This is a genomic window from Clostridium sp. AF34-10BH, from assembly GCF_003478095.1.
Classification (GTDB): domain Bacteria; phylum Bacillota; class Clostridia; order Lachnospirales; family Lachnospiraceae; genus Acetatifactor; species Acetatifactor acetigignens.
Map to the genome: position 1 here is coordinate 187,700 of NZ_QUEC01000001.1, position 16,463 is coordinate 204,162.

11 protein-coding genes are annotated in these 16,463 nt (G+C 45.1%); all 11 read left to right on the forward strand.

What is annotated here, in order from left to right; translation table 11 throughout:
- The first annotated feature begins 94 nt into the window (after window positions 1–94).
- The gene (locus DWZ61_RS00925; protein ID WP_118537152.1) at window positions 95–991 is read left to right on the forward strand and encodes a deoxyribonuclease IV; all 897 of its coding nucleotides are present in this window, start codon (window positions 95–97) and stop codon (window positions 989–991) included.
- Window positions 988–2,622, forward strand: coding sequence for a sugar ABC transporter substrate-binding protein (locus DWZ61_RS00930; RefSeq protein WP_118537153.1), 1,635 nt, complete (start codon window positions 988–990; stop codon window positions 2,620–2,622). Before DWZ61_RS00925 ends, DWZ61_RS00930 begins: the two co-directional genes overlap by 4 nt.
- A gap of 86 nt (window positions 2,623–2,708) precedes the next feature.
- Window positions 2,709–4,628: an alpha/beta hydrolase-fold protein gene (locus DWZ61_RS00935; RefSeq protein WP_118537154.1), complete on the forward strand. Its 1,920-nt coding sequence runs from the start codon at window positions 2,709–2,711 to the stop codon at window positions 4,626–4,628.
- 92 nt (window positions 4,629–4,720) lie between these two features.
- The gene (locus tag DWZ61_RS00940) at window positions 4,721–6,457 is read left to right on the forward strand and encodes an SGNH/GDSL hydrolase family protein (protein WP_022313626.1); all 1,737 of its coding nucleotides are present in this window, start codon (window positions 4,721–4,723) and stop codon (window positions 6,455–6,457) included.
- 20 nt (window positions 6,458–6,477) lie between these two features.
- Window positions 6,478–8,040 carry a glycoside hydrolase family 43 protein gene (locus DWZ61_RS00945; protein WP_022313627.1) on the forward strand — a complete coding sequence of 521 codons (1,563 nt, stop codon included), beginning with the start codon at window positions 6,478–6,480 and terminating at the stop codon, window positions 8,038–8,040.
- Between the two features lie 95 nt (window positions 8,041–8,135).
- Window positions 8,136–9,929 carry a sensor histidine kinase gene (locus tag DWZ61_RS00950; RefSeq protein WP_118537155.1) on the forward strand — a complete coding sequence of 598 codons (1,794 nt, stop codon included), beginning with the start codon at window positions 8,136–8,138 and terminating at the stop codon, window positions 9,927–9,929.
- Window positions 9,904–11,499, forward strand: a complete 1,596-nt coding sequence (locus DWZ61_RS00955; RefSeq protein ID WP_117465085.1) for a response regulator — start codon at window positions 9,904–9,906, stop codon at window positions 11,497–11,499. Before DWZ61_RS00950 ends, DWZ61_RS00955 begins: the two co-directional genes overlap by 26 nt.
- A 127-nt stretch (window positions 11,500–11,626) precedes the next feature.
- Entirely contained in the window at window positions 11,627–13,333 is a 1,707-nt protein-coding gene (locus tag DWZ61_RS00960; protein WP_022313630.1) for a hypothetical protein, read from the forward strand.
- A 183-nt stretch (window positions 13,334–13,516) separates the two neighbouring features.
- Window positions 13,517–14,365, forward strand: a complete 849-nt coding sequence (locus DWZ61_RS00965) for an ABC transporter permease subunit (protein ID WP_330672087.1) — start codon at window positions 13,517–13,519, stop codon at window positions 14,363–14,365.
- Window positions 14,366–14,388: 23 nt separating this feature from the next.
- Window positions 14,389–15,285: a carbohydrate ABC transporter permease gene (locus tag DWZ61_RS00970; RefSeq protein WP_022313632.1), complete on the forward strand. Its 897-nt coding sequence runs from the start codon at window positions 14,389–14,391 to the stop codon at window positions 15,283–15,285.
- An 18-nt stretch (window positions 15,286–15,303) separates the two neighbouring features.
- Window positions 15,304–16,449, forward strand: a complete 1,146-nt coding sequence (locus tag DWZ61_RS00975; RefSeq protein WP_022313633.1) for a glycosyl hydrolase family 8 — start codon at window positions 15,304–15,306, stop codon at window positions 16,447–16,449.
- Window positions 16,450–16,463 lie beyond the last annotated feature (14 nt).

The window sequence follows — 16,463 nt, forward strand, 5'->3', positions numbered from 1 at the left end:
AATAAAAACTCTTGTAAAACCTTCCCGATTGTGCCAAACTGATAGCTGTGAGATGATAAATTTTGAAAAAAGAATTTCCGGATAAGGAGAGATCATGGCTGAGATATTATTGGGTTCCCATGTGGGAATGTCGGGAAAAGAAATGTTTTTAGGCTCTGTGAAGGAGGCGGAAAGCTACGGTGCCAACGGGCTGATGGTCTACACCGGGGCACCCCAGAACACTAGACGCAAGGAAATCGGAGAGCTGAGAATTGATGAGGGGATTTCCTATGCCGAAAAAGCAGGTATCCGGGAAATCGTCATTCATGCTCCCTATATTATTAATTTAGGCAACATGGAGAAGCCGGAAATGTTTGATTTCGGCGTGGAATTTCTGGCAAAAGAAGTAAAGCGTGCCGCAGCCTTTCACAGTAAGGTACTGGTACTGCATCCGGGTTCTTCCTTAAGTGCTGGTGTGGAAGCTTCTGTGGAGCAGATCGCAAAGGGGTTAAATCTGGTGCTTGACGCAGATGACAGCAAGGTCAATATTGCTCTGGAGACCATGGCGGGCAAGGGCAGTGAGGTTGGCAGAACTTTTGAAGAATTGCGGATGATTTATGATAAAGTGGATCGAAAAGACAGACTGCGGGTATGTTTCGATACCTGCCATGTGAACGATGCCGGATATGATCTGGTGAATGATTACGAAGGTGTGCTTGCGCAGTTTGACAAGATTCTGGGATTGGACCAGATCGCAGTGATCCATGTGAACGACAGCCTGAATCCCTTAGGAGCCCACAAGGACCGTCATGCCAATATCGGACAGGGTACCATCGGTTATGAGACCCTGCACCGCATCGTCCATGACGAGCGGTTTGCCGCCGTGCCCAAAATCTTGGAGACACCATGGCTGTGTGCGGAGGGCGAAGACAAGAAGACCATTCCACCTTACAAGCAGGAGATTGCATGGCTGAAAGCCTCAAAACAGATGGATAAGAGGACAGACGATTGAAAAAAAGAATCATTGCAGCAGTAGCAGTATTTGGACTTTTGGGCGGAATATTATATTTTGCATATGCACAGACAGCGGCGCAGAACAATGTGAAGCATTTCACAGCTTTTTTTGCTGTGGAGGGAGAATCTATTGACCAGAATAATGATATAAAAAAAGAAATCGCACGCCTGACAGGTGCGGATTGTGAAGAACTATGGCTGGTGGGACAGTCCAAGGAAAGTGCCTTGAACAGTTATATTGTGAGTGGGGAATATCCGGATTTTATTTCCGGAGATACCAGTCTTTATGAGGCAGGGGCATTACTTCCTTTAGATGAATACTGGGAGAATTATCCCAATATCAAAAATTATCTGACGGAAGAACAGTGGGAGAGATTCCGCAGACCGGACGGTCATATCTATTGGATCCCACAGTTTGGTGTGACCCATGGCGAAGATGTGGAGGTGACCCACTCAGGTGAAGCCTTCTGGATCCAGACCAGAGTGCTGAAATGGGCGGGGTATCCGGAGATTCATACTGTGGATGAATATTTTGATCTCATCGAGCGCTATGTGGCAGCGAACCCGGTAATGGAGGATGGAACACCGAACATTCCGTTTACGATTTTGTGTGATGACTGGCGGTATTTTTGTCTGGAAAATATTCCGCAGTTTCTGGATGGTTATCCAAATGACGGAAGCTGTATTGTGGATCCGGATACATTACAGGTTTACGATTATAACACCACAGATACTGCCAAATGGTACTTTAAAAAGCTGAATGAGGAATATCACAAAGATATTCTCGGTGCAGAAGTATTTACAGAGACCTATGAGGATTATCTGGCAAAATTATCCACGGGTGCGGTCTGCGGTATGCCGGATCAGTGGTGGCAGTTCTACTATTCGATTCAGAATGCCTATGATGAACAGGGCCTTAGAGAACAGGGCTGCGATTATGTTCCACTTCCGATTACCAGAGAGGAAGGAATCGCCAACCAATGGCATGTAACACGCTCCGCAGAGATGGATAGCTCTACAGGCTTATCCATTACGGTATCCTGCAATGACATTGACGGAGCTTTGCAGTTTGTCAGTGACCTGTTAGAGCCGGAGATTATTAAACTGCGTTTCTGGGGAAAAGAGGGAGATGATTACTGCGTGGATGAAAACGGATTGTTTTATCTGACAGAGGAGCAGGAGAAGCGTTGGATGACTTCGGAAGAAAAGAGAAAACACTTTTGTTTTTATTCTTATTTTCCACGAGTAGAAGGAAGGCTTTCCGATGGAATCAATGCGTTTTCACTGGAATATCAGACAACGGAATTTTATAAAAATCAACCGGAGGATATTCAGGAATGTTTTTCTGCTTACGGAGTGACAAATTATGTGGATATGATCGGCAACAATGAGGCTCCCGGGGCATGGTATCCCATGTACAGTTATACCACATCCCTGTCGTCTAATTCTCCTGCGGGACAGATCCGAGATCAGATGGAAGCGGTGAAACACAAATGGCTTCCCCAGGTGATCATGGCAGAAGATTTTGAGACTGCGTGGGAGCAATATATGGAAGCATATGATTCCTGTAATCCTGAGATTTATTATCAGATGTTGCAGCTTGAGGTGGAAAAAAGAGTAAAAGGATAAGTTTTTCACAAAAAAGTATAAAAAACAAATAGAAAAATACTTCCCAATTCCTTTAAACTAAAGAAAAGGATTGGGGGTATTTTTTTATGAACGAGAAGAGAAACGGAGCTTTGGACAGATATCCAATAGAAAAAAAGAGAGCAGGAAGACCATCTGTTACAGTGAAAGAAGACGGCGCAGTCATTTTTTATCTGTATGCACCGGCAGCAAAAATAGTACAGGTTGCCGGACTTGGGGGATATTTTACAAATAAGAAAATAAATCTGATGCCCGATGGGCAGGGCGGATTTTTTGCGGAAGTTCAAGATTTTCACTGGGGGATGCATTATTATTTCTGGTATGTGGACGGTGTCCGGATCTGCAATCCGTACGCCGGAATTTCTTATGGGTGTTTTGCTGCGATCAATACTTTTGAGGTGCAGGAGAAGAATGTGGATTTCTATTTTGCAAAGGATATTCCTCATGGTACGGTCAGCATCTGTAAATACGCTTCGAAGGTGAGCAGCCACCTGAAGGAATGTTATGTCTATACACCTTATGGATATGAAGAAGGAGATGAAAGATATCCGGTATTGTACCTGCAGCATGGCGTAGGAGAGAACGAGACCGGATGGATCTGGCAGGGGAAGACGAACTTTATCATGGACTATCTGATCGCAGAGGGAAAGTGCGAGAAAATGATCGTGGTCATGAGCAGTGGCTATGCCTTCAAAGATGGAGAAAAACCTGTATTTTACCCTGGAAATTTTGAGAGTGAACTGATTCACAACATTATTCCTTATATTGAAAATAATTTCCGGGTGAGAAAGGGAAGAGATTACCGGGCGATGGCGGGACTTTCCCTGGGATCGGCGCAGACTACGGATATTGTGGCAAAAAATATGAAGTTATTTTCTGCTGCCGGTGTATTTTCCGGAGTTGCTATTCATGAGATGGAACGGATCTGCGACAGCAAGGAAACATTGGATGTCGTATTTATGTCCTGTGGATGCTATGAGGATCAGATCAGAACGGGAATGAAGCAGATAGAACAAAAGTTTGAAAATGCAGGAAAGTATTGCATTTCCAAAGTATATGAGGGATATCACGAATGGCATGTCTGGAGGAAAAGTCTGTATGATTTTGTACCGTTATTGTTCCGGAAAGCGGGGGCAGAAACGGATGACATTCCGGGGGAAAGAACAGCCAGAATCACAAGACAGAGACTACAGCGACAGACCATGGAAGAACAGATACTGATGTTTGATCCGGTATACCGCCAAATCCGCTTTGAGACTGATGAAGCAGGGAGGCCTGCAGGAAAATACCCGGACATCCCTCACGGAATCTGCATTACGGAACAGGGAAGGGCAGTCGTATGCTTCGAGGCACCGGAGGCAGTCTCGGTAGAAGCCACCCTGGACGGAAAAGAATTCCTAAAACTCAGGAAAGATCAGGAAAGACAAGGATATTGGACAGGGGAAATCCACAACATCACGCCGGGATACCATAATGTGTATTTCAGGGCGAATGGTACGGATGTAATCAACCCGGATGCTCCGGTGGGATACTCGGGAGACAGGGCTGTGAACTATCTGGAAATGCCGGATCCGGAGTTCCCGCTGACAGAACTGGCGGATACAGTGCACGGTCAGGTGCATATACATTATGATTATCTTGCGGAGGAAGAGAAAGTAAGTACGATCTATGTATATACACCGGCATATTTTGAAAGAGCGGAAAAAGAGCAGAGCGTAATGATCTTAAAAGCACTTTCCACAGAAACTGCGTCCTGTTTCCTGCACCAGGGGAAAATACCGAACATTATGGAGTATTTTCTGGCAGCAGGAAAAGCCGTAGAGACTATATTGGTGATGACCGATGCCGAAGAGACACCGGAACGGATGCAAAACATTATAAAGAAATATATTCCGGATGGACAAAAAGCAAAAGCAATTGTCATGGAACGAAGCGACGGAGAAGATTGGAATTCCTTCCGGAGACGATTTGCAGCCTGCCGGATATAAAATTATTACCTGCATTTCCTATATTTTCCCGGGTGTTTGTGCAAGGAGAGCCGGACTATAATAGAACTGATAAAAGTTCGGGAGGGATAGAAATGACAGGATCGGCAGCACCGAAGGATCCGGAAAAGGCAAGACCTTTTTTCTATATATTAAAAGACAAAGATATTTTTGGAGAACGGCAAAAGGACGGAACCGGAATCCAGTTTATCTATGAAAGCGACGGACGGCTGATCAACAGTGCACAGATCACGGGAAATGTTACGGATAAGGAAGAACTGACACTTCTGGAGACAGTAGAGGGATTTGGCAGACTGGTACATAGTATCGGCGTAAGCGTGGAGACGGACCGGCCGGAAGAAACCGCAGAATTTGTATTTCAGATGTATGGGAAAAAGGACCTGTACGGAGGTGGAACGAATCTTACGACTTCTCTTAAGTGTGACGGCATGGAACATAGAATCTATCTGTCGGATTACAGGTGGACAGAGGATGATCATGTGCCGGGACAGATTAAAATTCTGTTTGCAGCGCCGGAGCGGATGGGAAAAGTCAGTGTAAGACTCTTCCTAAATGACGGATACGAAGCACCTCCGGAGGAAGAGGATCTGTTTATAGATATGCATTCGGAAGAATACTGCGGCATGATCAGCCGCTCTCTGTTGCAGCTGGGGAATCCTTATCGTATCCGTAAGGCTATTGAAAAATCTAAGGCAGGAAAAGAGGTAACGCTTGCCTATATCGGTGGATCTATCACGCAGGGAGCCGGAGCTATACCAATCCATACGGAATGCTATGCATATAAGTCCTTTCAACTGTTTCAGAATCGTTTTTCGACACAGAACAATGTCAGGTTTATCAAAGCCGGAGTCGGCGGAACACCTTCAGAACTGGGAATGATCCGGTTTGACCGGGATGTGCTCAGGGAAGGGGAACGACCGGATATTGTGGTTATTGAATTTGCAGTAAACGATGAGGGAGATGAGACAAAGGGTGTCTGTTATGAAAGCCTGGTGCGGAAAGTGTTGAAACTGCCATGGAAGCCGGCAGTGGTTCTCCTGTTTTCGGTATTTGCAAATGATTGGAATTTACAGGAGCGGTTAAGGCCGGTGGGGGATCTTTATGATCTTCCCATGGTGAGCATCCTCAATGCGGTCACTCCACAGTTTTCATTAAAGTGCGGCGAGGGAAGAATTTTATCTAAAAATCAGTTTTTTTATGATATGTTTCATCCCAATAATACCGGACATACCATTATGGCGGACTGCCTGCAATATCTGTTTGAGCGTTGTGATGCAGCAGAACCTGCAAGAGTTGGGACTTTTGTGGAAGGAATGACGGAGGAACAGATCCTGTCGGAAAAGCTTTTCGGACCGGCAGTGATCGGTGCTGATTTTGAAAGAATTTTTTTGCTTGATAAGAAGAACCGTTATGTAGGTGCCAAAATCCGGACGGGTAGTTTTACTTCCACAGATATAGAATTGCAGAGTGTGGAAATGGACGGAAGCCTTACACAGACACCGGAATTTCCGTATAACTGGATGTATGATGGAAGCAGACCGCAGATGCCGGGATTTGAAATGGAGATTACCTGCAAGTCACTGTTTCTTATATTTAAGGATTCCGGAGAAATGGATGTGGGGAAGGCCGATGTATTTGTAAATGATGTATATTGTATGACGGCGGATCCCCATAAGAACAATTGGCTGCATTGTAATGCTGTATTACTGTTTTGGGAGACAGAAAGCAGATCCCATAAAGTACGGATTACAGTGACAGAGGAAGACCAGAATAAAAAATTTACAATCTTAGGATTTGGATACACAATATAGAACAGAGTGAGGAAAACAAAATGGTTACAGCAAAGAATCCAATTTTATCCGGTTTCTATCCGGATCCATCCATATGCAGGGCAGGAGAGGACTATTACATTGTGAATTCCAGTTTTGTGTATGCACCGGGAGTTCCAATTTTCCACAGCAGAGATCTGGCGCACTGGGAGCAGATCGGGAATATTCTTGACAGACCGGAACAACTTCCGGTGAAGGGAAGTGAAATATCACAGGGGATTTATGCACCAACGATCCGCTTCCATGATGGATTGTTTTACATGATCACTACCAATGTAAGCTACGGAGGCAATTTCATTGTAACGGCAAAAGATCCAGCAGGACCGTGGTCGGATCCTTATTATCTCGGCGAAGATGCTCCGGGGATCGATCCCAGTCTTTTCTTCGATGATGACGGGAAATGCTATTACTGTGGTACACGACCGAATCCGGAAGGAGTCCGCTATAACGGAGACTGGGAAATCTGGGTGCAGGAACTGGATCTTCGGCAGATGAAGCTTGTGGGAGAAAGCATGGCAATCTGGAAAGGGGCTGTAAAAGGAGTTATCTGGCCGGAGGGACCGCACCTTTATAAGATCGACGGTTACTATTATCTGATGCATGCAGAAGGAGGAACCGGACCGGAGCACAGCATCAGCATTGCAAGAAGTAAAAAGCTGTTCCAGTGGTTCGAGGGCTGCCCCAGAAACCCGATCTTCACCCACAGGAATCTGGGGAAAAACTATCCTGTGATCTACGCAGGACACGGAGATCTGGTGGAGGATGGTAAGGGGAACTGGTACGTGGTAATGCTGGCATCCAGACCTTGTGAAGGACACAGCAGCATGGGAAGAGAGACTTTTCTGGCGAAAGTCACATGGGAAAATGGATGGCCGGTGATTGCAGAAGGCGTCGGGCATCTGGAAGATACATTGGAACTGCCCACAAAGGAATACCGTTTTCCAGAGGAAGTAAGCAGTACTTCCGATCATATCAGTTTCTGGGAGAAAAAACCGGACAAACGGCTGGTAAGTGTAGAAGAAATCTGTGAAGAAAACTATTCGCTGAGTCACCGTCCGGGGATGCTGCGGCTCTATACAAAAAAGGAAAAAATATCTGACTGCAATCATTGTTCCTATTTCGGAATCCGTCAGAAAAATTATGCATTCTATGCAGAGACTGGGATGGAATTTGAACCGAAGCAGGAATGTGAGACAGCGGGAATGGTGTTGTACCAGAATCATGAAAATCATCTGCGCATGGAGATCCGGAAAAGGGCTGACGAGAATTATTTTGTTGTGACAGCCTGTATCCATGGGGAAGAGAGAATCCTTACCGAAAAGCCGGTAGGAGAAGGTAGACAATTCTTTAAAATACGAATGCATTGCGACAGGCAGAAGGCACGGATATGGCTTTTTCGGGATGGCAGGGAGATGCTGATTGCTGAGGATATCAGTCTGCTTCCTTATACCACGGAGGAAGCAGGGGGATTTGTGGGATGTACGATAGGAATGTACGCATCTGCCAATGGACAGGACAGCAGTAACTATGCTGATTTTGCCTGGTTTGTGCAGAATGCCGTATAAAAATGTATTGCGGGCAGATCGTAGATGTCCTATAATAAAGAAGAGCAGGCTACAGAAACGTCTGCTCTTTTTCACATAAATGAGGAGAGGATCTTATGGGGAAGGCATTACATAAGCTGGGTCTTTGGATGGATGATTTCACCATCAAAAAAAAGTTTTATATTTTCTATGTTGTCTGTGTGTTGATTCCCCTGATTGTAACAGACAGTGTTGTGTTCCTGACGACTGCAAAATTTGACAGAGAGCGCAGGGAGCATGAGATGTCTAATATTGCCAGTGCGGTGGAATACAGTCTGAGCAGTATGATCGGAAATGCCGGGGAGATAGGCAACAGTATTTATACCAATCGCGATTTTGAAGAGTTCTTATCCAAAAGATACACTAATTCTGCAGAATATGTGGCGGCATATCAGAATTTCCTGAGCGGGACGTTATTGGAAAATGCACTGGGAATGAACAGTATGATATTTACCCTGTATACGGATAACGATACCATTGTAAACGGAGGAAGGGTCAATACTCTGGATAAGCTTAGGAATACAGAGAGTTATCTGCGGCTGAATGAAGAAGCGAAAAGCAAAGGGCTCTTTTTTGTCTATGATGACAGCAGTTCCAAAATCACAAGGGAACGGCGCATCATTTATCTACAGCGGCTGGATTTCTATGATGCAGAGACAGAAAAGTATTTAAAAATCGAGTTTGATTATGGCAGTATGGTGCGCACCATTAAAAACATGAACTATGATAATGAGGTTCTGATCTGTGAAGGAGATCGGATCCTTCTTTCCAATGGACAATACGGCAGCTACGGCAGTGAGTTTCAGCGGCTGGATAACGCAACAATGAGAGAAGCCTATGAACATACCATCAGTCTGTATGGTACGGAACTTACGATTTATGTAAAGCCGGTAGAGAACAGTTTTCTTACAAGCATCCGGAACGAACTTCCCATCATATTGCTGCTCCTTGCGGTGAATGTTATTTTTCCCTTCTGGTTCGTTCAGATATTCAACCGTTCCTTTACAAAAAGGATTACAGAACTGAGCAAGGTATTTAAATCAGTGGACAGTGATCATCTTATTCCAATGCCCTGTGAAGAAGGTAAAGATGAGATCAGCAGTATGATACGCAATTATAATCGCATGGTGGAACGTACCAATGGACTGATCGAGACTGTATATAAGAATAAAATCCATGAGCAGGAGATGCTGGTGGGAAGAAAAAATGCGGAGCTTCTCGCATTACACAGCCAGATCAATCCCCACTTTTTATTTAATGTACTGGAAAGCATCCGGATGCACAGCATTTTGAAAAAAGAAAACGAGACAGCCGACATGGTGGCCAAACTGGCGGTGATGCAGAGACAGTATGTGGAATGGGGCAATGATTCCGTGAGTATCTTCCAGGAGATTGAATTTGTGAAAGCTTATCTGGCGCTTCAGAAGTATCGTTTTGGAGAACGGCTGAATTATGACATTGAAGTAGACAGAGAATGTGAAAACTTCAAGATACCCAAGCTTACGATTGTAACCTTTGTGGAAAATGCCTGTGTGCATGGAATCGAAAGCAAATCCAGTCCGGGATGGATATTTGTAAGGATAGGCCGTCAGGGAGAACGGCTGGAGATAGAAATTGAAGATACCGGAAGCGGTATGGCGGAGGCCAAACTTACAGAGCTACAGAACAACATGTGCAATGCCGACATTGAGATGCTCAAGGGCGGCGGAAGAGTAGGGATTATTAACGCCTGTGTCAGATTGAAAATGGTAACGGAAAACAGAGTGGAATTCTGTGTAGAAGGAGAAGAAGGAGTGGGAACCACGGTTACGATACGGATTCCCTGTTTGCAGGAGGGTAAAACAGATGCTGAAAGTATTGCTGGTAGATGACGAGCCGTTTATTTTACAGGGATTGAAACTTTTAGTAGATTGGGAGAAGGAAGGCTTTCGGATTGCGGGAACAGCAGCAAATGGGATGGAAGCACTGGCTTTTTTGAAGAAGGAAAAGGTAGATCTGGTTATTGCCGATATTAAAATGCCTCAGATGACAGGACTGGAACTGCTGGAACACATCCGTAAAGAGAAAATTTCAGATGCATATTTTGTTATACTGAGCGGATATGCGGAATTTAGTTTTGCACAACAGGCAATGCAGAATGACTGCACGGATTATCTGCTAAAGCCGGTAGACAGCGAGATTCTGTGCAAAGTACTGAATAAGGTACTTGCTCTGCGCAACAGAGAGGAGCTGGATCATGAAAAGAACCGGAAGCTGGAGCAGGCTTATCTGGCAAGACATATGATTGCATTGATCCAAGGGAAGTTTGATGACCTGAATGTCAGATATATACATGAACACATGCGATGTGGAACCGGTGTGCGTTATGTGGAGATCCAGACGGAAGGATCCTATGATGATGAGGGAACGACAGATCGAGAAATGCGGACATTACAGAGGCGGCTGTATGAATACAGCAGGGAATATCTGAAAGAAGATGCAGATCTGAGTGTGTTTGATGTTTCTGTCAATGAAAAAATCTACGATATCGGACTGATTTTGTTTGATTATGTTCCGGAAAAAAGTGGGATGGATGTAAAACGGTATCTGGAACGATTCCGGGAATATCTTGCATCAAATTTACAGACAAATGTGGTGATGCTGGCAGGAAAAAAAGTGCAGGATATCAGCAGCATAGCAAAGTCTTACGGCAATACCTGTATGCTTCGTTCTTTTCAGGGGTTTCGGACAAAGAAGGATATCTATTTCTATGAGGAGGAGGTCCAGGTATCTCCGGAAGGACTGATCCTGTGTAAGCAGAGCCTGGATGGCCTGCTGAAGGCAATCGAACAGAACAATCATCTGGAAATCCGGGAGGCGGTGGCTTTCTTTTATGAAGAAATGTGTAAACGCGGTATTTGCGGGGAGACGATGACCCTGAATATTAATTATCTGTTGTTTCAGCTGATCCACTTAGCCTGTGAACAGGATGATGACGTGAACCAGGAGGAAATCTTAAGGGTCATCAGTGAGAGCAGCTTTGAGACCGGGGTAAAGCGCGGAAGTAAGGCACATCTGACCAGATTTGCCTGCGAATATGCGGATTATCTGTCACAGCTGCGGAAGAATGTATCCAGAGGAATTCTGGGTATGGTGGAAAAAGAGATCCGGGAAAATTACGCTTCAAATATTACACTGAAAAGCCTGAGTGAGAAATATTATGTCAACAGTGCTTATCTGGGTCAGCTTTTCCGGAAAAAGTACGGACAATCCTTTAAAGACTACCTGAACAATTACCGGATGGAGCAGGCTGCGGATGCCTTGTTGCGTACCGATAAAAAGATCGTTCAGATCGCAGAAGATGTGGGCTACCATGATCTGGATTATTTTACGAACCGTTTTATTCAGATCAAGGGCTGCACTCCCGCAAGATTCCGTAAAAAGATGCAACAGGGAGAGTAAGAGAATAAAAGACAGGGGAAATTACAGGACTACCTATAATTTCCCCTGTCTTTTGCTATAGTTCCTCTGATTGTTAGTTCCTCTCAAAAAGGTAAAATAGATTTATCGAAAGGGAGGTAGTTACAACATGAACAAAAAGAGACTTGTAAGCATGTTACTTGTGTCAGCAATGACAGCGGCACTGTTCACCGGATGTGGCAGTGACGGAAACCAGACATCCGGAGACAGTACAACGAGCGCAGGAACCAACAGTACCACAGAAGAAGCAGGCATCAAAGAATTCACCGCATTTTTTGCGGTAGCGGGATCTGAGATCAATGACGACAATGAAGTGCAGCAGCTGATCGCAGAGAAGGTAGGCGCCAAAGTAAAAGAGACCTGGCTGACCGGACAGACCGCAGATGAAGCTGTGGGTACCATGATCGCCGGTGGCGAGTATCCGGACTTCATTGAGGGACAGACTGGAACCAAACAACTGTATGAGGCAGGAGCATTGGTAGCACTGGATGATTATCTGGATGATTATCCTAATATCAAGAATCTGTTTACTGATCTGGAGTGGGAGAAGCTTCGTCAGGAAGACGGCCACATTTACTGGATCCCTCAGTTCAGCTGCATCAAGAACGAAGAGAAGGTATGTACACATAATGATGAAGCATTCTGGATTCAGGCAAGAGTTCTGAAATGGGCAGACTATCCCGAGATCCGGACCATGGATCAGTATTTTGATCTGATCGAAAAGTATAATGCAGCAAATCCTACTATGGAAGACGGAACAGCCAATATTCCTTATACCATTCTCTGTGATGACTGGAGATACTTCTGTCTGGAGAATGCACCTCAGTTCCTGGATGGTTATCCTAATGACGGAAGCTGTATGGTAGATCCTGAGACGCTGACGGTACTGGATTACAACACTTCCGATACCGCAGTAAAGTATTTCAAAAAATTAAATGAAGAATACCAGAAAGGCATTGTAGACCCCGAGTCCTTTACCCAGTCTTATGATGAGTATATTTCCAAACTTTCTACAGGACGTGTCCTGGGTATGATCGATCAATGGTGGGATTTCGCTTACACAGCAGGCGATGCCATCAAGCAGGCAGGACTGGATGCACAGGGATGCGATTACATTCCTCTGCCGATTACAATTGATGAAAGCGTAAAGAACCAGTGGCATAATGCCGGTGGCGCATTCAACTCAGGAAGCGGACTTGCAATTACTGTAAGCTGTAAGGATGTTCCCGGCGCACTGAAGCTGATCAATGATCTGCTGGATCAGGATATCCATAACCTTCGTTTCTGGGGTGTGGAAGGTGTTGACTATGAAGTAGATGAGAACGGTGAATTCTACAGAACACCGGAGCAGAGAACGCAGGCTTCCGATACAGAGTATAAGGCATCCCATATGTGCTCTTATTCTTATTTCCCTCAGTACAACGGAACCAGTGATGATGGTATCAATGCAAACAAGCCAGATGGCCAGGCGAGGGAATTCTTCGATGGATTAAACGATGATGTGAAGGAAGCATTCCAGGCATACGGTGCGGAGACTTACGTGGAAATGCTGGGCACCAACGAAGCACCCGGTGAATGGTATCCTATGTGGTCCTTCTCCAATAACTTCAATACCAGCACACCCGGTGGTATGGCATGGACCAAGATCGGTGAAGTAAAGCATGAGTATCTTCCTCAGGTAGTTATGGCAGCTGATTTCGACAAAGCATGGGCGGATTATATGGATGCATATAATGCCTGCAAGCCGGAAGATTTTATCAGTGAATTACAGGCAGAACTGGACAGCAGAATGGAACTGGCAGCAAAGTTCAAATAAAAACATATAAATGAAATTTGAGAATGGGCAGATGCAGGTAAAATTTCATCTGCCCGTTTTTTAAGGAGCGAGGATATGTCGTTAACGAGAACAAAATCGAAACAAAAAGTAAAACAAACCAGAACACCTATCACATGGAAAGAAATCAAAAGGCAAAAAGTTCTGCTTTTCTGGGCAGGAGTAATGATGATCTATGGAGTGATTTTTTACTATCTTCCCTTAGCCGGATGGACGATGGCATTCCAGAATTATAAGCCGCAGTTGGGAATCCTGCACTCCGAATTCGTGGGACTTCAGAAGTTTCAGATGTTATTCTCGGATGTGACATTCCTGCGGGTCATCAGGAACACACTGGCCATGGGCGTGATCAACCTTGTGGCAACTTTCGTTACCGCAATTGTATTTGCAATTCTATTGAATGAAATCAAGAGTAATGGTGGGAAAAAGACAGTACAGACGATCTCTTATCTGCCACATTTTCTTTCCTGGATCATCGTAACCGGTATCCTGCATGATATGTTGTCTGGTACCGGAATTGTAAATGAAGTATTGGTAAATCTGCATGTGCTCAGCCAGCCGATCAATTTCTTTGCCCATCCTGGGTACTTCTGGCCGATTGTAGCATTTGCAAATGTCTGGAAGGAGACAGGATGGAATGCCATTATTTATCTGGCGGCCATCACATCCATTGACCCTTCCCTGTATGAAGCTGCTGCCATTGATGGCGCAGGAAGATGGAATAAAATTAAATATGTTACTCTTCCGGGAATCAAACCGACCATCGTAATTTTATTGCTGATGAATGTGGGTAATGTATTAAATGCAGGATTTGAAATTCAGTATCTGTTAGGAAACGGATTGATACAGAAGTTCTCCCAGACGATTGATATTTATGTATTGAAATGGGGCATCAGCCAGGGAGATTATGCAATAGGTACAGCCGCAGGTATTTTCAAGAGCCTGGTAAGTATCATCCTGATCGTTCTGGCCAATCAGTTTGCAAAACATAACGGCGAAGAGCAGTTATTCTAAAACAGAAAGAGATGGTAATTACAATGATAGATACAAAGTATAAGATCAAATCCAAAAAAAATGACATTTTTCCGTTCATAAACGGCATCATCATGGTCCTGTTTGTGATCGTAACGTTATATCCGGTGCTGAATACTCTGGCAATCTCTTTGAATGATGGTACGGATGCCCTGCGGGGAGGAATCTACCTGTGGCCGAGAAAATTCACCTGGAAAAACTATACGACGGTTTTACATAAAGATAATCTGATCACAGGCGCTTATATCACAGTTGCCAGAACACTGATCGGAACCCTGTTGTCTCTGGCAGCCAATGCGATCCTTGCTTTTATTGTCAGCCGCAAAAGATTCCTGTTCCAGAGAGAGGTTTCCCTGTTCTGGGTCATCACCATGTATGTAAACGGTGGAATGATCCCGACATTCCTTTTATATAAGGGGCTGGGGCTTACCAACAACTTCTGGGTATATGTGATCCCTGGAATGGTAAGCGCATTTAACATGCTGGTAATCCGTACTTATATGAACGGAATCCCTGACAGCCTGGAAGAATCTGCACAGCTGGACGGTGCCGGTTACAGCACTATTTTTCTTAAGATCTATTCTCCGCTGTGTAAGCCGGTTTATGCCACAGTAGCCCTGTTTGTGGCGGTAGGACAGTGGAACTCCTGGTTTGATGCCATGCTTTACAATCGCATGAGCAGTAATCTGACCACATTGCAGTATGAATTGATGAAGCTGTTATCCTCCGTAACCAATCAGGGAACTTCAGCGGAGGCAATGAAGAATGCCGCAGGAACCGTAACACCGACTTCCGTGCGTGCAGCGGCAACGATCATTACCATGCTGCCCATTATCTGTATTTATCCTTTCTTACAGAAGTACTTTGTAGCCGGACTTACTTTGGGTGGCGTCAAAGAATAAAAATCGGAGAACGAGCAAATGGCAGGAGCATATCAGACTGGAATTTATCGAAATGTATTGAAAGAGTGCGGTTATGATGAGACCGCAATCGGGGAAAGACTGGAACAGACCTTTGAAACCATATTTTACGGAACGGAGGCACAACGTTTTTATCATGAGGCAGGCGGTGATATGGCGTATCTGGAGGATACCGGCAATCATGATGTACGCACAGAGGGAATGTCCTACGGCATGATGGTCTGTGTCCAGATGGATAAGAAGGCAGAATTCGACCGCCTTTGGAAGTGGGTGCGGACTTATATGTATATTCCGGCAGGACCCTGCCGCAACTATTTTGCCTGGTCCTGCAGCACGGATGGAACGCACAATGCAGAGGGACCGGCACCGGACGGAGAAGAGTATTTTGCCATGGCATTGTTTTTTGCATCTGCCCGCTGGGGGGACGGAGAAGGTATTTTTGCTTACAGCAAAGAGGCAAAAGCAATCCTGCGGGAATGTATCCACAAAGGGGAGCCTGGACATCCGGGAGAACCTATGTGGGAGCCTTCCAATCATCTGATCAAATTTGTCACAAACATGGATTTTTCTGACCCCTCATATCATCTGCCTCATTTTTATGAGTTGTTTGCGGAGAAGGTGGAGGAAGAAGACCGGGAATTCTGGAGACAGGCTGCGGCAGCCAGCAGAGAATATCTGCATAAGGCATGTCATCCACAAACCGGTCTCAGCGCAGAATACGCAGACTATGACGGGACACCCCATGCTGGGCATCAGGAGATCTTCGGAAAGCATGACTGGTACTACAGTGATGCATACCGCACCATAGCCAACATTGCTATGGATCATCTCTGGTATGACAAAGATCCGTGGCAGACGGAGATCGCAAACCGGCTGCAGAGATTTTACTGTGAAGAGCAGAGAGAACACTGGGACGGTGTGTTCCTGATTGATGGAACAAGACTGGAAGAGAAGGCACTGCATCCGGTTGCCATTGTAGCAGTCAATGCACAGGCATCACTGGCAGCAGACGGTCCTCATATAAAGGAATGCGTAGACCGCTTCTGGAATACTCCGCTCCGCACCGGGGACAGACGATATTATGATAATTTCCTGTACCTGTTTGCCATGCTGGCACTTTCGGGAAATTACAGAATTTACAAATAAAGAGAGTGACACAT